The organism is Paracidovorax citrulli, assembly GCF_900100305.1.
GTDB classification, from domain to species: domain Bacteria; phylum Pseudomonadota; class Gammaproteobacteria; order Burkholderiales; family Burkholderiaceae_C; genus Paracidovorax; species Paracidovorax citrulli.
Genome location: NZ_FNEY01000013.1, coordinates 78,711 through 98,056, shown reverse-complemented (window position 1 = coordinate 98,056; position 19,346 = coordinate 78,711). Strand labels below are relative to the sequence as shown.

Genomic DNA, 19,346 nt, shown 5'->3' with positions numbered 1-19,346 from the left:
CGCGTCCGGATACGGCCAGCCGCACCGTGGCCCACAAGCCGCATTGTGTCGTGCCCGGGGCCCGGCGGCACGCCAGGTCAGGCCGTGGTCAGGCTCGCACGCCGATAAACACGGCATGCGTTCCCATCCCCCTTCCCTTTCCCTGCGCAGCGGCACCGCGCTGCGGATCGCGGCCGGACTCCTGGCCTGCGGCGGCGCCTGGCTGGCCGGGCCGCACCCCGCCCAGGCCCAGGCCCAGGCCCAGGCCCAGGCCCAGGCCACGGCGGCCATGCCCGCCCCCTCCCGGCCCGTCCCCGCGCCCGCCATGGCAGTTGCCCCGCGCGGCACCGGCTGGACGCTGTCCCAGGCCCTGGCCGCCGCCCGCGACAACAGCGAAGTCCACCAGGCCCGGCAGGAACTGGCCGGCGCGCGCGCCGACGTGCTCAGCGCCGACCACGCGCCCCTGCCCTCCCTGACCACCAAGGCCGGCTCCATCGACCTGCAGCACGGCCCCGGACCGGGCAACGTGTTCACGCGCAAGCGCATCGACAAGTCCGTCGGCATCGACTGGACCTGGGAGCGCGGCGACAAGCGCGCGCTGCGCAAGAAGGCGGCCGAGAGCATGGCCAACGCCGCGGAAGCCGACGTGGAAGACACGCAGGTCCAGCAGCTGCAGGCGGCCCTGGGGGCCTACTACGACCTGCTGGCCGCGCAGGACCGCCTCGCCGAGGTCGCCGCCATCGAGCGCAGCCTGGCCGACGTGGCCGGCATGGCCGACCGCCGCGTGAAGGCGGGCGATCTCTCGGTGCAGGACGCCTCGCGCACCCGCATCGAGGCCGAGCGCGCCCGGGCCGACACCCGCGCGGCCGAACAGGCCCGCGACGACGCCGCCCTGGCACTGGCCCAGGTCACGGGCAGCACCGGCAGCCGCCTGCAGGCCGTGGACACGCCCTGGCCCCCCCTGGCCGGCGACCCGCCCGCCACCGACGCCGACCTGGCCGCCTGGGCCGAAACCCGCGCCGACGTGCGGGCCGCCCTGGCGCGCGCGCAGGCGGCCCAGGCCGCGCTGGACGGTGCCAACGCGCTGCGCAAGTCCGACTGGACGGTGGGCGCCTCCATCGACCATTTCCCCGGCACTTCGACCCGCCAGGTCGAACTGCGCGTGCAGATCCCGCTGCAGTGGGGCTACCAGTACCAGGGCGAGATCGGCCGCGCCCAGGCCGACTACGCCAAGGCGCAGGACGCGCTGGACAACACGCGCCGGCTCGCCCTGCTGGACCTGCAGCGCCTGCGCCAGGCACAGGAGAGCGCCGCCCGCCGCGCGGCCGACTACGACCAGGGCGTGCTGCCCCGCGCACGCCAGGTGGCCGACAGCGCCGAGCTGGCCTACCGCAAGGGCGCCATCGCCCTCACCGACCTGCTGGACGCCCAGCGCACCCTGCGCGCCACGCTGCTGGACGCGCTGGCCGCCCGCGCCGACTACGCCAAGGCGCGCGGCGCCTGGCTGCTGCGCACCCGCCCGCAGTTGCTCACCGGCACGCCCTGACCCCGGCCTGAACGCCGCGCCACAGCACTGCCTTCCCGCCTTCCACCGCATTCCTTTCCGGACCTCCCGACCATGATGGCTCCCCTTCTCTCCCTTCCCGCGCGGCGTCCTTCCGCGCGCGGCCTGCTGGCCCTGGCCGCGCTCGGCGCCGCCTGCGCGCTGCTGCCCGGCTGCGGCAAGTCCGGCGCGGAAGCCGCCGCCACGCCGCCCGAACCCGCCCCGCCCGTGATGCAGGCCGGCCAGCTGCGCTTTCCGTCCGGCCATCCGCAACTCGCCCTGCTGGGCACCGTGGAAGCCCGTGCCGCCAGGGACGTGGCGGTGGACCTGCCCGCCCGCCTGGTGTGGAACGAAGAGCGCACCCAGCGCATCTACCCCGCCTTCGCCGGCCGCGTGACCGCCATCCAGGCCGACCTGGGCCAATCGGTCAAGGCCGGCGCGCCCCTCGCCCTGCTGGCCTCGCCCGACTTCGGCCAGGCCCAGGCCGACACCGCCAAGGCCCAGGCCGGGCAATCGCTGGCGCAGCAATCGCTCAAGCGCCAGCGCGAGCTGTTCGAGGCCGGCATCATCGCCCGCAAGGACCTGGAGCAGGCCGAGGCCGACGCCGCCGGAGCCCAGGCCGAAGTGGCCCGCGCCGCGGCCCGCACGCGCCTCTACGGCAGCGCCAGCGGCGTGAACCAGCAACTGGCCCTCTCCACCGGCATCGGCGGCGTGGTGGTCGAGCGCAACCTCAACCCCGGCCAGGAAGTGCGGCCCGACCAGTCCGGCCCGGCGCTCTTCGTGGTGACCGACCCGACCTCCCTCTGGGTGCAGATCGACGCGCGCGAAACCGACCTGTCGTCCCTGCGCCCGGGCGACCCGATCACGCTGCAGGTGCCGGCCTACCCCGGAGCCACCTTCGCCGGCAAGGTCACGGCCACGGCCGATGCCATCGATCCGGGCACGCGCACGATCAAGGTGCGGGGCGTGGTGCCCAACGCCGACCGCCGCCTGAAGGCCGAGATGCTGGCCAGCGCCCGCGTGCAGGAAAGCCGCGCCGGCGGCGTGGTGGTGCCCGCCAGCGCCATCGTGCTGGACGGCACGCAGCACCTCGTCTTCGTGCGCCGCGAGTCCGGCGTGTTCGAGCCGCGCAAGGTCGAACTGGCCCATGAAGGCCCCGCCGAAGTGCTCGTTTCCGCCGGCCTGCAGCCCGGCGAAGCCGTGGTGAACCAGAACGCGCTGCTGCTGGCGCGCCAGTTCCAGTCCATGGCCGAAGACGCCGCCACCGCGAAGAAAGAGGCCCCATGAAGCGTCTCATCCACTACGCGCTGCACCAGCCCCTGTTCATCATCCTGGGCGTGCTGCTGTTCGCGCTCGCGGGCGTGATCGCCTTCAAGAACCTGTCGGTGGAGGCCTTCCCGGACGTCACCGACACCCAGGTCACCGTGATCGCGCTCTTTCCCGGCCGCGCGCCGGAAGAAGTGGAAAAGCAGGTCACGCTGCCCATCGAGACCGCCCTGGCCGGCCTGCCCAACTCCATCCGCGTGTTCTCCCACACGCAGTTCGGGCTGTCGTTCACCGTGGTCACGTACGACGACGCGGCCAATGTGAACACCGTGCGCCAGCAGGTGGCCGAGCGGCTCTCGACCGTCGATCTGCCGCAGGGCGTGCAGGCCGAGATCGCGCCCAACGCCACGCCGGTGGGCGAGATCATGCGCTACCGCCTAAAGGGCGACGGCCTCACCACCACCGACATCCGCACCATCGAGGACTGGACGGTGGAGCGCGCGCTGCGCCAGGTGCCCGGCGTGGCCGACGTGGTCGCCATGGGCGGCGCCATCAAGCAGTACGAAGTGCAGCCCGACATGGACAAGCTGCGCGCGTACAAGGTGAGCTTCCAGAACCTGCTGGACGTGCTGGGCCGCGGCAACGCCAACGCGGGCGGCAGCTACGTGGCGCAGGGCGCGCAGCAGTACACCATCCGCGGCCTGGGCCTGCTGCGCTCGGCCGAGGACATCGGCCGCATCGTCGTGGCCTCGCGCGGCGGCACGCCCGTGCTGATCCGCGACATCGCCCAGGTGCGCATCGGCGCCGTGCCGCAGCTCGGCGTGGTGGGCCAGGACCAGGACGACGACATCGTCACCGGCATCGTGGTGATGCGCAAAGGCGAGAACCCGAGCGTGGTGCTCAAGGGCGTGAAGGACAAGATCGCGCAGCTGAACGAGCGCGGCCTGCCGCCGGGCGTGCAGATCGTGCCCTTCTACGACCGCACCTGGCTGATGGACAAGACCCTCACCACCGTCTTCCACAACCTGGTGGAAGGTGCGCTGCTGGTCTCGCTGGTGCTCTACATCTTCCTGTCGAACCTGCGCGCCAGCCTGGCCGTGGTGGTCATCATCCCGCTCGCCCTGCTCTCCACCTTCATGGGCCTGAAGGTCATGGGCGTGCCGGCCAACCTGCTGAGCCTGGGCGCGATGGACTTCGGCATCATCGTGGACGGCGCGGTGATCGTGATCGAGAACATCATGCACCGCCTGGCCGAGCGCGGCGAGGACATGAATGACCGCGACCGGCGCGACACCATCATCGAGGCCGCGGGCGAGGTCGGCCGGCCCACGCTGTTCTCGATGCTCATCATCATCGCGGCGCACATCCCCATCTTCGCGCTGCAGCGCCACGAGGGCCGCATCTTCCAGCCCATGGCGCTGTCGGTCACCACGGCCCTCATCGGCTCGCTGATCTTCTCGCTCACGCTGGTGCCGCTGCTGGCCTACTGGCTGCTGCGCCGCAAGCTGCCGCACGGCGACAACCGCGTGGTCACGCGCGCCAAGAGCCTGTACGCGCCGGTACTGGACTGGGCGCTGGAGCGCCGCCGCACGGTGGTCATCATCGCGCTGGCCGTGTTCGGCGTGGCCATGGTGGCGGCCTCGCGCCTGGGCTCGGAATTCCTGCCGGAACTGGATGAGGGCACGACCTGGGTGAACTTCAGCCTCTCGCCCAACGTCTCCACCGCCGAGGCCTCGCGCATCCTGCGCATGGCGCGCAAGGCATTGCTGTCGGTACCCGAGGTGCGCACCACCGTCTCCAAGGCCGGCCAGCCCGAGGACGGCACCGACCCCAAGACCATCTCCATGGCCGAGATCTTCGTGGACCTCAAACCCGAGGACCAGTGGCGCGCCGGCATGACGCGCGCGAAGATCACCGAGGAAATGAACCGGGCCCTCTCGGCCATCCCTGGCATCGACCCGGCGTTCTCGCAGCCCATCCGCGACAACGTGCTCGAATCGATCTCGCAGATCAAGGGCCAGATCGTGATCAAGCTGGCCGGCGACGACCTGGCCGAGATGAAGCGCATCACGGAAGAGATCGCCCGCGAGGTCAAGCAGGTGCGCGGCGTGGCCCGCGCCGAGATCGACCGCGAAGGCCAGGTGCCGCAGCTGCTGATCGACATCGACCGCGACCGCGCCGCGCGCTACGGCCTGAACGTGAGCGACATCCAGGACGTGATCGAGGCGGCGCTGGCCGGCAAGGCCGCCACCAACCTGTGGGAAGGCGAGCGCAAGTTCGCCGTCGCCGTGCGCCTGCCGTCCGACGAGCGCACCATCGCCAACCTGCCGCGCACGCCTATCGCCACGCCGGACGGCGGCTATGTGCAGCTGGGCGACGTCGCGAAGATCCGCGAAAGCGCGGGCGCCATGAACATCGCCCGCGAGGCCGGCCGCCGCACCACGGCCATCGGCATCTTCATCGCCGGGCGCGACATGGGCTCCGTCGTGGCCGACATGAAGGCCCGCGTCGAGAAGAACGTGAAGATCCCGGACAACTACCAGGTCAACTGGTCGGGCGAGTTCGAGAACCAGGAACGCGCCATGAAGCGCCTCTCGGTGGTCGTGCCCATCTCGCTGCTGCTGATCTTCGTGCTGCTGTTCGATGCCTTCAAGTCGGTCAAGATGGCCTCGCTCATCCTGCTGAACGTGCCCCTGGCGCTCATCGGCGGCTTCGTGGCGCTCTGGGCCTTCGGCATCCCGCTGTCGGTGTCCGCCGCCATCGGCTTCATCGCGCTCTCGGGGCAGGCCGTGCTCAACGGCGTGGTCATGCTCTCGGTGTTCCAGCAACTGCAGGCCGGCGGCGCCAGCGTGGTCGAGGCCGTGCGCCAGGGCTCCATGCAGCGCCTGCGCACCGTGCTGATGACGGCGATGCTCGCCATGCTGGGCCTCTTGCCCATGGCCCTCTCGCACGAGATCGGCTCCGAGACGCAGCGGCCTCTCGCCATCGTGGTGATCGGCGGCCTGGTGACGGCCACGATGCTCACGCTGGTGGTGCTGCCGGCGCTGTACGTGGCGTGGTTCGGGCCGAAGAAGGGGCAGGAGGAGCCTGGCGTGCTCGCGTGATACCGGTCAGTGGTCGGTAGGCAAGGCCTGTTCGCGCGGAGGCGGCTCCGCGGGACAGGCCTTTTTTCTTGTCGCTGGAGGGCGGCGGATAGGGAAAGAGCGGTTCACGCGCTTGCCGCGAGGGTTCGAACTCATCCAACTCTCGGCTTATGCAAAGCATGAATGGAAGTTACGTGATTTCAAGCTACTCCACGTTATCTTCGATTGCTCATACCGTGTGCCATGAATAAAAGCAAACGGCAATAGCTCACGGCATAAGGCAAAGAGAGGTTTTGATGATAACGCAAGACTCTATGAAGACAGGATTTGAGAGGTGGCAGGAGGGCATAGACAAAGCAGCGCAGGATGAGCGTTGGAATTACTGGGATTGCGAGATCCAGGCGGCCGTCAATGAATACAACCAACACCTTGCCGGTATAGCAGGCTATATACCCCTGGATTGGTATTTCATCAAATCGATGGTTTGGGTGGAGACCGGTGCGAACAGTTCCGAATGGAAAATCAAACCGATGCAAATCGGCGTTCCCGGAGACCCTGGAATGGCATCGCTTCTCAGTGGCAACGAAGGCGGTGATTTAATATTACCACCCCACTGGAAGTCCAAATTAACGCCGAATTCGATCAGAACCATACCCCAGCATAACCTTCGCGCAGGTATAGGTTATTTGCTGATGAGGATGGGCAACTACGAATATCGTAGCCTGCCGAGTGCAGACGGAAAACTCTATGAGGTCGTGGTCAGCCCGGGCGACAGTTTTGACAAGATCGCAAGAAAAAATGGCAGTACGGTGGAGACGATACGAAAGTTGAATCCACACATTTTGCTCTTGAGACCTGGACAGATGCTGAAATACCAGAAATCATCAGTCCAGCGAATTATCAGAAACTGGCGGATTCTGTCAACCCAAATGGCAGCACAGAGATACAATGGCGGCGGTGATCCTAATTATGCAAGGAAACTTGACTATGTATTACCCTTGCTGCGTAAAGGAAAGGTAGCAGTATGCGAAAAATAGTTTTCGGGACATTATTTCCAGTGAGCTTGCTTTTCGCATCATTTATTGCAACTGCATCCGCTCATGCCACCGAAGAACGTGCTCTGCGAGAGGCGTGCAGTGCATTCTCCCAAGCTGGAATGCGTGATTGCCTTTCGAAAAAGGCCGCAGATAGTCAGGATGATTTACGACAGGCAAGGAATGATGCAACCAGCGCTCTGTCGAAGTGGGATGAGGACGCACAATATACCGGCCGAGCCAAGGCCGAACTGACTGCATCCGACAAGGTCTTCGAAAAGTACCGCGATGCACACTGCAAATTCCGGGCATCCTTGAGCGGAGGAGGAGCCGGCAATTCTCGTGAAATCTTGCGTTCAGCGTGCATTGCAGAGCTCAACGGCATCCGGGCTCGCCAGTTGCGCGATGCCATCGCCGGCCTGCCCCTGAAGTAGTCGAGAGTTCAGAGCCATCTCTGAACAACACAGGGTAGCGAGAAGAAGTCGTACCGCCCGGCAACTGAGGCAGGGGGCAGAGCCCCCCCGCCTCTCCTTGCCCTCAAGCCGACAGCAACGCCGTCCGCCCTCCGGCTGGCAGCGCCGCCGATTCACCGTAGCCAGAAGCAGACGCGGAGCCGGACGCTCCCATGCCATAGCCCCCTGCCGTCGCCGCATCGTCCAGATGGAACTGCTGCACCACCTGCGACAGCCGCGCGGCCTGCTCGCGCAGGGACTGGGCGGCCGCGGCGGACTGCTCCACCAGCGCGGCGTTCTGCTGGGTCATGCGGTCGATCTCGCCCACGGAGCCGTTGACCTGGCCGATGCCCGCGGACTGCTCAGCGGACGCGGAATTGATCTCGCCGATGATGTCGGTCACGCGCTGCACGCTCTCCACGATCTCCTTCATGGCGGTGCCGGCGTCCTCCACGTGGCGCACGCCGCCGTTCACGGCCGTCACGCTGGAGCTGATGAGGCCCTTGATCTCGCTGGCCGCCTGGGCGCTGCGCTGCGCGAGGCTGCGCACTTCGCCGGCCACCACGGCGAAGCCGCGGCCCTGTTCGCCGGCACGCGCTGCTTCCACGGCTGCATTCAGCGCCAGGATATTGGTTTGGAAGGCGATGGAATCGATCAGGCCGATGATGTCGCCGATCTTGCGGCTGGAGGCCGAGATCTCGTGCATGCTGGCCACGGCCTGCTCCACCACGCTGCCGCCGCGCGTGGCGATGCCCGATGCGGAGGCGACGAGCTGGTTGGCCACCTGCGAGGACGAGGCCGTCTGCTGCACCGTGGCCGTGAGTTGCGACAGCGAGGCCACGGCCTCCTGCGCGTTGCTGGCCGTCTGCTCGGTGCGGGACGACAGGTCCTGGTTGCCCGAGGCGATTTCCTGGCTCGCGGTGGCGATGCTGCCGCTCGCATCGCGCACCTGCGACACGAGCGCGCTCAGGCCCTGTTGCATGCCCAGCAGCGCGCGCTGCAGGTCGGCCACCTCGTCACGGCCTTCCACGTGCATGCGCTGCGACAGGTCGCCGCCAGCGATGGCCTGGGCCATGCGGCGCGCCTCCACCAGCGGGCGGCAGATGGAATTCATGTTCAGCAGCGTGAGCGGCACCACCACCGCGACGGTGATCAGCACCGCCAGCACGAACAGCCACTTGGTCTGCTCGGACACGGTCTGCTGGCGCGCGGTCACCTCTGCCACCTCCTTGCGCAGCTCGCTGTCCAATTGGGCGAGCAGCTTGTCGGCCTCGGCGAATTCCGCCACGGCCTTGGTGCTCATGCGGTTGGCGATGGTGGCGCTGTCGTAGCCGCCGGCCTCGAGCTGGCGCGCGACGCTCGCGAACTGGCCCCGGTAGGCTTCGAGCCGCTTCACGATGTCGGTGGCGAGCTGGTTGTCCCTGTCCTGCCCGCCGTCCTGGAATCGCGCCGCCACCTTCCTGGCATGGTCCAGGCTTTCCAGCCAGGCCGCGTGCGCCTTCTGCACGCCCTCGGGCTTTTCGTACTGGATGATCATGTCCTTTTCGTACTGGCGGATGTTGCCCATCTCGCCGCGCAGCTCGGCCATGGCGCTGACCTCCGAGAAGGAATGGCCGATGAACTCCTCGCTCATCGCGTGGATGCGGAACATGCCCAGCATGCCGGCCCCACCCAGCAGCCCGAGCAGCGACAGTACGACCGCGATGGCCCCCAGCATGCGGACGCGGATGGTGAACCCGCGCATGAGCGAATCGAATTTCATGATTGCCTTCCTTAATCCCCCAGACCGCTGATGCGGGCCGGCTATGAATGAAACAAAACGTAGCAGACTGATGGGGCAAGCGTAACCGAACAGAGAGTAATTCTCAAAGACGCCATCGCTTGAGCAGCAAGGCATTGGCCATCACGCTCACGGAACTGAGCGCCATCGCGGCGCCGGCCACCACGGGGCTCAGGTAGCCCAGCGCGGCGAGCGGGATGCCTGCCACGTTGTACGCGAAAGCCCAGAACAGGTTCTGCCGGATCTTGGCGACGGTGCGGCGCGATACGTCCAGCGCCGCCGCCACCAGCGCGGTATCGCCACGCATGAGCGTGATACCCGCGGCATGCATGGCCACATCGGTGCCGTTGCCCATGGCGATACCCACGTCGGCCGCTGCCAGGGCGGGCGCATCGTTCACACCGTCCCCCACCATGGCGACCGTGCGCGCTCCGGGCGACCCCGGGCCCTGCCTACCGTCGCGTTGGAGCCGCACCACTTGCGCCGCCTTGTCGGCCGGCAGCACCTCGGCGATCACCTCGCCCGCCCCGGGCCGCAGTCCCAGCCGGCGCGCCATCGCCTCGGCCGCGCCGCGGTTGTCGCCCGACAGCATCACCACCCGGAGCCCGCGCGCCCGCAGCGCCTGGACCGCCGCGGCCGCGCCGGGCTTGGGCTCGTCGCCGAAGGCCAGCAGCGCGCGCACGGCATCGCCGCCGCCGGGCAGCCGTTCCGCCAGGGCCGATACCGTCGCGCCACCGTCCTGCAAGGCCCGTGCGCGTGCAGCCAATGCGGGCGGCACGTCGGCGCCGAGCGCGTCCATCCAGCGCAGGCTGCCCATGCGCCAGGACGTGCCCTGCACCTGCCCTTCCGTGCCACGGCCCGGCACCGCCTGCACTGCATCCGCGGCCGCCGGCAGGGACAGTCCCCGCTCGCGCACGGCCTGCAGCGTGGCATGCGCGAGCGGATGCGCGCTGCCCGCCTGCAACGCGGCCGCTGTAGCCAGCAGCGCCCCCGCGTCGCATCCGGGCGCCGCCTCGAACGCCTGCAGGCGTGGCTGGCCGAGCGTGAGCGTGCCCGTCTTGTCGAACACCACGGTGTCCACGCGATGGGCCGTCTCCAGCGCCTCCGCGTCCTTGATGAGGATGCCGTGCCGCGCGGCCACGCCCGTGCCTGCCATGATCGCGGCCGGCGTGGCCAGGCCCAGCGCGCAGGGACAGGCGATCACCAGCACCGCCACGGCATGGATGAGCGCAGCCTCCAGGCCCGCACCCGCCGCGAGCCAGCCCAGCAGCGTGCACAGCGCCAGCACCAGCACCGCCGGCACGAACACGGCCGAAACCCTGTCCACTAGCCGCTGGATCGGCGCCTTGGCGGCCTGGGCGTCCTCCACCAGCCGGATGATGCGCGCGAGCACCGTCTCGGCGCCCACGGCCGTCACCCGCACCACCACGCGGCCATCGCCGTTGATCGATCCGCCCGTCACCGCGTCGCTTGGGCCCCGTGCCACCGGCAGCGGTTCGCCGGTCAGCATGGATTCGTCCACCTGCGTATGCCCTTCGAGCACCGTGCCGTCCACCGGCAGGCGCTCTCCGGGGCGCACGGCGATACGGTCGCCCGCCATCAGCTCGGCCACGGGCACGTCCACCTCGCCGTCCGGACCGATCCAGTGCGCGGCCTCGGGCCGCAGCGCATGCAGCGCACGGATCGCTTCCGTGGTCTGCCGCTTGGCGCGCGCTTCCAGCCACTTGCCCAGCAGCACCAGGGTGATCACCACGGCCGAGGCCTCGAAATACAGGTGCGGCGCATGGCCTTCGCTGCCGTGCGCGGCCGTGAACCACAGCCACAGCGACAGCCCGTAGGCCGCGCTGGTGCCGATGGCCACGAGCAGGTCCATGTTGCCGGCGCGGGCGCGCAGCGCATGCCAGCCCGCGCGATAAAAGCGTGCGCCCAGCACGAACTGCACGGGCGTGGCGAGCAGCCACTGCAGCCAGGCCGGCGGCATCCAGTCCCGCCCCGCCAGGCCGCCGAGCATGGGCAGCACCAGCGGAAGCGACAGCGCGATGCCCGCCGCCACCGGTCCGAAGCCGGCCCAGGGCGAGGCCGCGTCCGGCGGCTCCGGCGCATCCGCCGCGCGCGGCTCGTAACCCGCATTGCGCACAGCGCGGCGCAGCAGGCCCTCCATCGAGGCCACCGCTCCATCCGGCGCGGCGGCATAGACCACATGGGCACGCTCGGTGGCGAGGTTGACCTCGGCGCTGCGCACGCCCGGCACCTTGCGCAGCGCGCGCTCCACGCGGCCCGAACAGCTCGCGCAGGTCATGCCGCCGATGCCCAGGTCCAGGGACTGCTCAGGCAGCGTGGCGGTGGAAGCATCGGGAAAGGAAAGAAGAGGAGAAGGTGAATCGGCCATGCCGGCACGTTAACCCCTGACATCATGGCAAGGTCAAGGGCCACGGACGGCGCTTGACTCTGCCACCATGTCAGGGTTCATCATCCCTGCATCCCGCCACCGGCATTTGAAAAGGAGCCTGCCATGCAACACAGTTTCCAGGTCCAGGGCATGACCTGCGGCCATTGCGAACGCGCCGTCGTCCACGCCGTGCGCAGCGTCGATACCGACGCCAGCGTGCAGGTGGACCTGCCCACCGGCCGCGTCGTGGTGGAAAGCGACAGCCCTCGCGAGGCGCTGGCCGCCGCGATCACCGAAGAGGGCTACACCGTCGCTGCATGAGCGCGGTACCGAAACGACGCCGCGCCCGGCCCGCAGGCCCGCCGTCCGGCATGGCACAGGCCCCCCCAGCCACGACGGTGGTCGATCCCGTGCCCATCGGCACGGCCGCCGCGCGGGCGGGCGTCTCGCAGCGCATGGTCCGCCACTACGAGGCCCTCGGCCTGCTGCGGGACGTGGCGCGCACGGACAGCGGCTACCGCCAGTACACCGAGAGGGATGTCCACACCCTGCGCTTCATCCGCCGCGCGCGCGACCTGGGCTTCTCCATGGAAGAGATCGCCACCCTGCTCGGGCTCTGGCAGGACCAGCGCCGCGCCAGCCGCGAGGTCAAGCGCATCGCCCAGGCCCACATCGACGACCTGGGCCGCCGCATCGCCGCCATGCAGGCCATGCAGCGCTCGCTGCAGCAGCTGGTGGGCTGCTGCCAGGGGGACGGGCGGCCGGACTGTCCGATCCTGGATGATCTGGCGGGCGTGAACTGAACGCCGTGCGTCACCCTCGCGGCAGGACCGGGCCGTGCAATGCGATATACCTGACGCCATCACCCGCAGGGGCCCGGACGTGCATCACGGCCCCTTGTTCCACCGGAGACCTCCATGACTTCTGCGCACCGCGACATCCTCATCGCCTCCATCGCCCGCACCGCCATCGGCACCTTCGGCGGCTCGCTCAAGGACATTCCCAACACCCAGCTCGCCACCACCGCCGTGCGCGCGGCCATCGAGCGCAGCGGCATCGCGGCCGACGCGGTCGGCCACGTGGTGATGGGCAACGTGATCCCCACCGACACGAAGGACGCGTACCTCTCGCGCGTGGCCGCCATCGACGCGGGCTGCCCCGTGGAGACGCCGGCCTTCAACGTCAACCGCCTGTGCGGCTCGGGCCTGCAGGCCATCGTGTCGGCGGCGCAGGCGATCGCGCTGGGCGACTGCGACGTGGCCATCGGCGGCGGCAGCGAATCGATGAGCCGCGGCCCCTACTTCGACACCGCTTCGCGCTGGGGCGCGCGCATGGGCGATGCGAAGAGCATCGACTACATGCTGGGCATCCTGCACGATCCGTGGCAGAAGATGCACATGGGCATCACCGCCGAGAACGTGGCCGAGCGCTACCGCATCGGCCGCGAAGCCCAGGACCAGCTGGCCGCGGAGAGCCAGCGCCGCGCCGCCGCCGCCATCGCGGCGGGCTATTTCAAGGAGCAGATCGTCCCGGTGGAAATCCCCGGCCGCAAGGGCACGGCCACGCTGTTCGACACCGACGAGCACGTGCGCGGCGGCACCACGGTGGAGGTGCTGGCCGGCATGAAGCCCGCGTTCAGGAAGGACGGCGGCACGGTCACCGCGGGCAACGCCTCGGGCATCAACGACGGCGCGGCCGCCGTGGTGCTGGTGGCGGGCGACCGCGCTGCCGCGCTGGGCGCCAGGCCGCTGGCGCGCCTGGTCGGCTACGCGCATGCCGGGGTGGAACCGGCCTACATGGGCATCGGCCCGGTGCCCGCCACGCGCGCGGTGCTGCAGCGCACGGGCCTGTCGGTGCAGGACATGGATGTGATCGAAGCCAACGAAGCCTTCGCGGCCCAGGCGTGCGCCGTGATCCAGGAACTGGGGCTGGACCCGGCCAAGGTGAACCCGAACGGCTCGGGCATCTCGCTCGGCCACCCCGTCGGCGCCACGGGCGCCATCATCACCACCAAGGCCATCGCCGAGCTGCACCGCACGGGCGGCCGCTATGCGCTGGTCACCATGTGCATCGGTGGCGGCCAGGGCATCGCAGCCATTTTCGAGCGCGTTTGAAACGATTGGAAACATCCACGGCAAACCGGGCGAGGCCAACTAGGATCGCCTCCTTTGCGCGACCACCACACAACCGATGCCATACCTCTACCAGAATGCCGCAGCGCTCGAGGGAACCGACAAGGTCGGCAGCAAGCACTGCGTGGCGCTCCTCCAGCACTATGCCCACCTGCCGCACACCAGCAACTGGAAGCCGGGCGAAACCGTGTTCGGCAATGCCAACATCAAGAAGGGCACGGCCATCGCCACGTTCAACAGCGCCGGCAAGTACGGCAGCCTGCCCACGGGCAACCATGCGGCGTTCTTCATCTCGCAGGATCCCGGCGGCATCTGGATCATGGACCAGTGGCTGAGCGATACGCAAAAGCCCAAGGTGTCCATGCGCTACGTGCGCCCCAAGCCCCAGCGCAAGAACGGCGACTTCGCCGACCCGAGCAACAACGCCGCAGCGTATTCCGTCATCGAATGATGAAAGTGCACACGAAGAACGACACCGGGATCTCCATGATGCCTCCAGCTTCTGCCCTCCCCTTCACGGCCAGCCGGTCCGCGACCCTGGCCTGCCTCCTCGTCGCGGCCACCGGCCTGCCCGGCGCGGCTGCGGCGGCCACGCCCAACGGTACGGCTGCGTCCGCCGCGCTGGAATGCCCGGCCACGGTCCAGCTCGAAGCCCCCCGGGCCACGGCATCCGGCCTGCCCGCAGGCACGGAGATCGTGCTGGATGCGCGCCCGCTGCGCCTGACCGGATACAACTTTTTCGACGGCCCGCCCGCCCAGGGTGCCGCACTGGTGCCCACGTCGGACAAGCCCGGCAAGGGCACGAAGGGGGCGAAGGGGGCGAAAAGCGAATCCACCGCCACGTGGGTGTTCGAGGGCGACTACCCGCAAGGCAAGTTCGCCTCGTGCGACTACGCGGGCGGCACGGTGCGACTGGTGCGGCGCATGGACGATGGGGCGAAGCGGTGCACGGCCACGTCGCGCACCGCCGGAGATCCACCGGCGCTGCAGGTGCAGTTCCGGTGCGAGTGATTTTTATTTGTAGAACGCTTCCACCGTCCCCTTGAGCGTGAGGAGCAGCGGCCGGCCCTTGCGGTCCACCGTCTTGCCGGCCGGCACCTTGATCCAGCCTTCGCTCACGCAATACTCTTCCACGTCGAAACGCTCCTTGCCGTTGAAGCGGATGCCGATGTCGTGCTCGAAGACGGCGGGCACGTGGAACTTGCTGCGCGGGTCGATGGAGAGGTGGTCGGGGAGTTCGGGGCGTTGCACTGCGTCGGTCACGGGGGTGTCCTGGATCGGTTCAAAGAAGGAAGGAACGTCGGATTGTCCGGCAACGGTTGCAACTATCGAACGCTTTTGTGGTTTCATATAGTTACAATCCCCTTGCTCAACAGCAAGGAAATGGAGGGATGCATGCAACGCATGATTTTGGGGATCGCCACGGCCCTGGCACTCACGGGCTGCGCTTCGGTGGTCAACGACACGACCCAGCCGATGAAGATCGACACCAAGAACGACAAGGGCGAGCTTGTCTCGGGGGCTGAATGCAGTGTCACGAATGACTACGGCACGACGGCGGTCAAGTCCGGCGTCACGTCGCAGGTCCGCCGCTCCGGCAAGGATCTGGACATCGTCTGCAAGGACCCGCGGCACCCGGACGCCGTCGGCCGAGGCATCTCGCGGGCCAACGCAGGCCTGGCAGGCAACATCATTTTCGGTGGCGGTATCGGCGCCATCATCGACCACAACAAGGGCACGGCCTATACCTACCCCACCTGGGTACAGCTGGTGTTCGGCCAGACGCTGGTGTTCGATCGCTCGACCGAGAAGGAAGGCGCGCCCGTCGCTGGCACGATTCCGGCAGTGGCTAAGGCACCGTAGAACGGTTCACCGCAGCATCGCATACCCCACCGCGATCGCCGCGGCCAGCCCCACGGCATCGGCGAACAGCGCGCAGGCCAGGGCATGGCGTGTGTGCTTCACGCCCACGCTGCCGAAGTACACCGCCAGCACGTAGAAGGTGGTCTCGGCGGAGCCCTGCATGACCGCGGCGAGCCGCCCGGCGAACGAGTCCACGCCGTGCGCCTGCATCACGTCGATCATGAGCCCGCGCGCGCCCGCGCCGGACAGCACCCGCATCAGGCCCACCGGCAGGGCCGGCAGGAAATCCGTGTTCCAGCCCAGCGCTGCCACGCCCGCGCCGACGGCCGCCAGCAGCGCGTCCATGCAGCCGGCCGCGCGAAAGACGCCGATGGCCACCAGGATCGCCACCAGGTAGGGCACGATCTGCACCGCCACGCCGAAGCCTTCCCTGGCGCCATCGATGAAGGCGTCGTACACATTGATGCGGCGCACCGCCCCGGCCAGGATGAAGAGCATCACGATGCCGAGGATCACCGCCGCGCCGAGGGTGCCCGCGATGCGGGACGCCTGCTCGGCGGGCAGCCGGCCCAGCGCCCACACGGCCGCGCCCAGCAGCCCGGACACGGCTGCGAGCGGCAGCAGCAGCCGGGGGCGCCAGAGCGGCAGCCGCTGGCACAGGCCCACGGCCAGCACGCCCGCGATCAGCGCGATGAAGGTGACCAGCAGCGTGGGCAGGAAGATATCCGCCGCGTTGAAGCCCGCGCCCAGCCCCTGCTGCACCGCGACGCTCTGGCGGATCGCGATCACCGAGGTGGGGATCAGCGTGAGCCCGGCCGTGTTCATGACCACGAACATGATCTGCGCATCGCTGGCCGTATCGCGCGGGCCGGTGTGCAGCGACTGCAGCTCGCGCATGGCGGTGAGCCCGAGCGGCGTGGCCGCGTTGTCCAGGCCCAGCAGGTTGGCCGAGAAATTCATGGTCATCGCGCCCTGCGCCGGATGGCCCTGCGGCACCCCGGGAAAGAGGCGCCGCAGCAGCGGACCGGCCGCGCGCGCGAGCAGTTCCACCATGCCGGCGCGCTCGCCCACGCGCATCAGGCCCAGCCAGAGCGCCATCACGCCGGCCAGGCCAATGGAAATCTCGAAACCCGAGCGCGCGGCCGTGAACATCGCGGCCAGCAGCGCCTGGAAGACATCCGCGTCGCCCAGGGCCCAGCGCGTGGCGGCGGTCACGAACGCGATGGTGAAAAAGCCGATCCAGACCCAGTTGAGCGCCATGGGGGGCGATGGTAGCCGCACCGGTCCGCGTCAGGGCCGGACCGTGCCGCCCGGTCAGAACGGTGCGTCGTCGTCCGCGTCCGCCGTGGCAGCGGCCTGTGCGGTGGCGGCACCACCCGCCTCGGCCTGGCGCTCGCCGGGTGCCGGCGCCGGGCCGTCCAGGCCCGTGCGGCCCTCGCCGCCCAGCGCCTCGATCAGGTCAGGGATCAGCTTGGAGAGTTCGCCCGTGGCGATCGCCACGTCGGTGTCGAAGCCCGAATCGTCCTGTCCCCGGCCCTCGAACACCGTGTCGAGGAACGACACCTTCTTGATCTGCAAGCCCTCGGTCAGCACGAAGGCGACGCGGTCGTCCCAGCTCATCGCGAGCTTGGTGGGCAGCTTGCCGGCGGCGATGTGCTCACGGATCTCGTCGATGTCCAGCGGATGGCGCGCATAGCGGACCACGGCCTTGGATTCATCGGCGCTTTTGAGTTCGCACTCGCGGTCCACGCTGAAGCCCACCGGAGGTTCCTGCTCCTTGAGCCAGTGGGCCATGGCCGCCTGCGGCGCAGTCTGCGTATCGAGCAGGGAGACCGACAGGCCCGGCAGCGCTTCCACCAGCAGCGAGACGACCTCGTCGGCCCGGCCCTGGCTGCCGGTGTCGAGCACCAGCAGGCGCGCCTCGGTGTCGATCCAGACCCACATCGATCCCTGCTTGGTGAACGCCATCGGCAGCAGGTCGAGCTTGGCCTCTTCCTTGAGTTCGCGGGTTTCCTTCTTGCCCGGCTTGCGGCCGGTTTCCTTCTCGATGCGAGCGGCCTTGTCCTTGACCTTGCGCGCCAGGACCGATCCCGGGAGCATCTTGGACTCGGTCATGAAACGCAGGATCCACTGGCCGCCCACGGATTCGGCGAGCGCGCCGTGGGCCTCGCCCCGGGGCGGTACCCAGCCCACGGATTTTTCCTGGGTGGCGCCGCATTCCACGAACGGGGTGCGGGCCAGGGCTTCCTCGAGCTGGGGCAGTTCCGCATGCCACTCGGCGATGCGGTAGATGATCATGTTCTTGAACACGGAATTCCTTGTGTGCGATATCGCCCTGCGGCGGGCACGCCGGCCGCGGTGCCGGCGAAAAAGGGCGCCATTGTCGTTGCTGCGCGCCCCGGCGGGGTCACAGAACCTTGGCACAACTTTACACAGCCACACGCCCCCCTCATGGCGGGGATACACGGGCGGCCGACACTGGCTTCCAACCGCCGCACCGCACCGGTCGCGGCGGCAACGCCCCCCCGAAGGGGACATGAAAGGACATCGCCATGACCGCACTTTTCCTGCAACGACGCTTCGCCACCGCAGCCACGGCCGCCGCACTGACGGCCCTGCTGGCGGCTCCGTCCTTCGCGCAGCAGCCCGCCACGCCGGCCGCGTCCCCCACGGCCGGCGCCGAACGCCCGCACCGCATGCCCGCCCCCGGGGAACGCGAAGCCCGCATGGCCCAGCGTGCAGAGGCCCTCCGGCAGAAGCTGCAGCTCACGCCGGCCCAGCAACCGGCATGGGACGCCTTCACCGCGGCCATGCGCCCGCAGGGCCCGCGCCCGGACATGGCCGGAATGGCACAGCTGACCACGCCGGAACGCATCGACCGCATGCGGGCACTGCGCGCCCAGCACAACGCCGAAGCGGACCGCCGGGACGACGCCACGAAAACCTTCTATGCCGCGCTCACCCCGGCACAGCAAAAGGTGTTCGACGCCGAACACGTCGGCATGCACGGCCCCCGCCACAAGGGGATGCACGGCGACAACGGGCCTGCCCGCCGGCACGGCGGCACGGCACCGGCCCCTGCGGCTCCGGCACCACAGTAATGCGGGTCCGCCGCGCATGCGGCGGCCACCTACAGCGGGCCTCCCAGCCCCTGTCCTACAGTGGGTTACGTCGATTGTGTAACCTTACGGTTGCGACATAACCGGGAATTCGCAAAATGCACCATTCATTCACGAAGCGCCTCGTGGCCCCTCTGGCGGCCCGGGGCGCTTTTTTCATTCTGGCGGTCGTCTCCGCAGCCGGTGCCCAGGCCCAGGCTGCCCCGGAGCGCCCTTCCGTGTACGTGCAGGGAGGCTGGGCGGAGCGCCAGACCGACTCCGCCACGCTCGGCGTCACCCTGCCATGGACATCCTGGCGCAGCGAGCTCTGGGGCAGCGAAGTGCGCGGCTACTGGGACATCTATGCGAGCCGGTGGTCCTACGACGGTGAGTCCGGCGGCTCCGGCCACGCCACCCTGGCCGGCGTCACGCCCACTTTCCGGCTGCGTCCCGACAGCGGCCGCTCCCCGTGGTTCCTGGAAGGCGGGATCGGCATCACGTACATGGACAAGCGCTATCACACGTCCCACAAGGAATTCAGCACCCGGTACAACTTCGCGTCCCATCTGGGCCTGGGCTACAGCCTGGGAGCCCAGCGCCAGCACGAGATCGCGATCCGCGTGCAGCATCTCTCCAACGCCGGCATCAAGCGCCCCAATCCGGGAGAGAACTTCGTCCAGCTGCGGTATGCGTACCACTTCTGACGGCGCCCTCTCCCCTCCTTTTC

The 19,346-nt window shown here is 68.8% G+C and carries 18 protein-coding genes; 13 read left to right on the top strand and 5 right to left on the bottom strand.

Going from position 1 to position 19,346, the window contains the following annotated elements; all coding sequences use genetic code 11:
* Positions 1-115: 115 nt before the first annotated feature.
* From BLR99_RS11010 to BLR99_RS10990, 5 genes are all read left to right on the top strand, one after another.
* Positions 116-1,525, top strand: a complete 1,410-nt coding sequence (locus BLR99_RS11010; RefSeq protein WP_074687163.1) for a TolC family protein — start codon at positions 116-118, stop codon at positions 1,523-1,525.
* A 72-nt stretch (positions 1,526-1,597) separates the two neighbouring features.
* Positions 1,598-2,809 (top strand): efflux RND transporter periplasmic adaptor subunit, encoded by a 1,212-nt coding sequence (locus tag BLR99_RS11005; protein ID WP_011793234.1) that lies wholly within the window; start codon positions 1,598-1,600, stop codon positions 2,807-2,809.
* A complete protein-coding gene (locus BLR99_RS11000) occupies positions 2,806-5,892 on the top strand; it encodes an efflux RND transporter permease subunit (protein ID WP_011793233.1) in 3,087 nt (1,028 codons plus the stop codon). Before BLR99_RS11005 ends, BLR99_RS11000 begins: the two co-directional genes overlap by 4 nt.
* Positions 5,893-6,167: 275 nt before the next feature.
* Complete coding sequence (locus BLR99_RS10995) at positions 6,168-6,908, top strand: LysM peptidoglycan-binding domain-containing protein (RefSeq protein ID WP_074687161.1); 741 nt, start codon at positions 6,168-6,170, stop codon at positions 6,906-6,908.
* On the top strand, positions 6,896-7,339 hold the full coding sequence (locus BLR99_RS10990) for a lysozyme inhibitor LprI family protein (protein WP_011793231.1): 444 nt from the start codon (positions 6,896-6,898) through the stop codon (positions 7,337-7,339). The genes BLR99_RS10995 and BLR99_RS10990 overlap by 13 nt, the downstream gene beginning before the upstream one ends.
* Positions 7,340-7,442: 103 nt before the next feature.
* Here the strand turns inward: BLR99_RS10990 and BLR99_RS10985 are convergent, their stop codons facing one another.
* Entirely contained in the window at positions 7,443-9,119 is a 1,677-nt protein-coding gene (locus BLR99_RS10985) for a methyl-accepting chemotaxis protein (protein WP_011793230.1), read from the bottom strand.
* A 103-nt stretch (positions 9,120-9,222) separates the two neighbouring features.
* Complete coding sequence (locus BLR99_RS10980; RefSeq protein WP_011793229.1) at positions 9,223-11,526, bottom strand: heavy metal translocating P-type ATPase; 2,304 nt, start codon at positions 11,524-11,526, stop codon at positions 9,223-9,225.
* Positions 11,527-11,649: 123 nt separating this feature from the next.
* Between BLR99_RS10980 and BLR99_RS10975 the strand changes: the two genes are divergently transcribed.
* The 5 genes from BLR99_RS10975 to BLR99_RS10955 all read left to right on the top strand — a co-directional run bounded on the left by BLR99_RS10975 (position 11,650) and on the right by BLR99_RS10955 (position 14,669).
* The gene (locus tag BLR99_RS10975) at positions 11,650-11,847 is read left to right on the top strand and encodes a heavy-metal-associated domain-containing protein (protein WP_011793228.1); all 198 of its coding nucleotides are present in this window, start codon (positions 11,650-11,652) and stop codon (positions 11,845-11,847) included.
* 50 nt (positions 11,848-11,897) lie between these two features.
* The gene (gene cueR, locus BLR99_RS10970) at positions 11,898-12,329 is read left to right on the top strand and encodes a Cu(I)-responsive transcriptional regulator (protein WP_138919926.1); all 432 of its coding nucleotides are present in this window, start codon (positions 11,898-11,900) and stop codon (positions 12,327-12,329) included.
* A 114-nt stretch (positions 12,330-12,443) separates the two neighbouring features.
* Positions 12,444-13,640, top strand: coding sequence for an acetyl-CoA C-acyltransferase family protein (locus tag BLR99_RS10965; protein WP_011793226.1), 1,197 nt, complete (start codon positions 12,444-12,446; stop codon positions 13,638-13,640).
* A gap of 76 nt (positions 13,641-13,716) precedes the next feature.
* The gene (locus tag BLR99_RS10960) at positions 13,717-14,109 is read left to right on the top strand and encodes a BPSL0067 family protein (RefSeq protein WP_011793225.1); all 393 of its coding nucleotides are present in this window, start codon (positions 13,717-13,719) and stop codon (positions 14,107-14,109) included.
* A gap of 35 nt (positions 14,110-14,144) precedes the next feature.
* Positions 14,145-14,669: an STY0301 family protein gene (locus BLR99_RS10955; protein WP_011793224.1), complete on the top strand. Its 525-nt coding sequence runs from the start codon at positions 14,145-14,147 to the stop codon at positions 14,667-14,669.
* A gap of 3 nt (positions 14,670-14,672) precedes the next feature.
* Here BLR99_RS10955 and BLR99_RS10950 read toward each other — a convergent pair whose 3' ends face one another.
* Complete coding sequence (locus BLR99_RS10950) at positions 14,673-14,921, bottom strand: DUF3297 family protein (protein WP_013592554.1); 249 nt, start codon at positions 14,919-14,921, stop codon at positions 14,673-14,675.
* A gap of 132 nt (positions 14,922-15,053) precedes the next feature.
* Between BLR99_RS10950 and BLR99_RS10945 the strand changes: the two genes are divergently transcribed.
* Positions 15,054-15,521: a hypothetical protein gene (locus BLR99_RS10945; protein WP_011793222.1), complete on the top strand. Its 468-nt coding sequence runs from the start codon at positions 15,054-15,056 to the stop codon at positions 15,519-15,521.
* Positions 15,522-15,527: 6 nt separating this feature from the next.
* Here BLR99_RS10945 and BLR99_RS10940 read toward each other — a convergent pair whose 3' ends face one another.
* Positions 15,528-16,781, bottom strand: coding sequence for a nucleoside recognition domain-containing protein (locus BLR99_RS10940; RefSeq protein WP_011793221.1), 1,254 nt, complete (start codon positions 16,779-16,781; stop codon positions 15,528-15,530).
* A gap of 54 nt (positions 16,782-16,835) precedes the next feature.
* Positions 16,836-17,831 carry a recombination-associated protein RdgC gene (locus tag BLR99_RS10935; protein ID WP_011793220.1) on the bottom strand — a complete coding sequence of 332 codons (996 nt, stop codon included), beginning with the start codon at positions 17,829-17,831 and terminating at the stop codon, positions 16,836-16,838.
* Between the two features lie 242 nt (positions 17,832-18,073).
* Between BLR99_RS10935 and BLR99_RS10930 the strand changes: the two genes are divergently transcribed.
* Together BLR99_RS10930 and BLR99_RS10925 are read left to right on the top strand one after the other, a co-directional pair.
* Complete coding sequence (locus BLR99_RS10930) at positions 18,074-18,622, top strand: Spy/CpxP family protein refolding chaperone (RefSeq protein ID WP_017438251.1); 549 nt, start codon at positions 18,074-18,076, stop codon at positions 18,620-18,622.
* A gap of 116 nt (positions 18,623-18,738) precedes the next feature.
* Positions 18,739-19,323, top strand: coding sequence for an acyloxyacyl hydrolase (locus BLR99_RS10925; protein WP_011793218.1), 585 nt, complete (start codon positions 18,739-18,741; stop codon positions 19,321-19,323).
* Positions 19,324-19,346 lie beyond the last annotated feature (23 nt).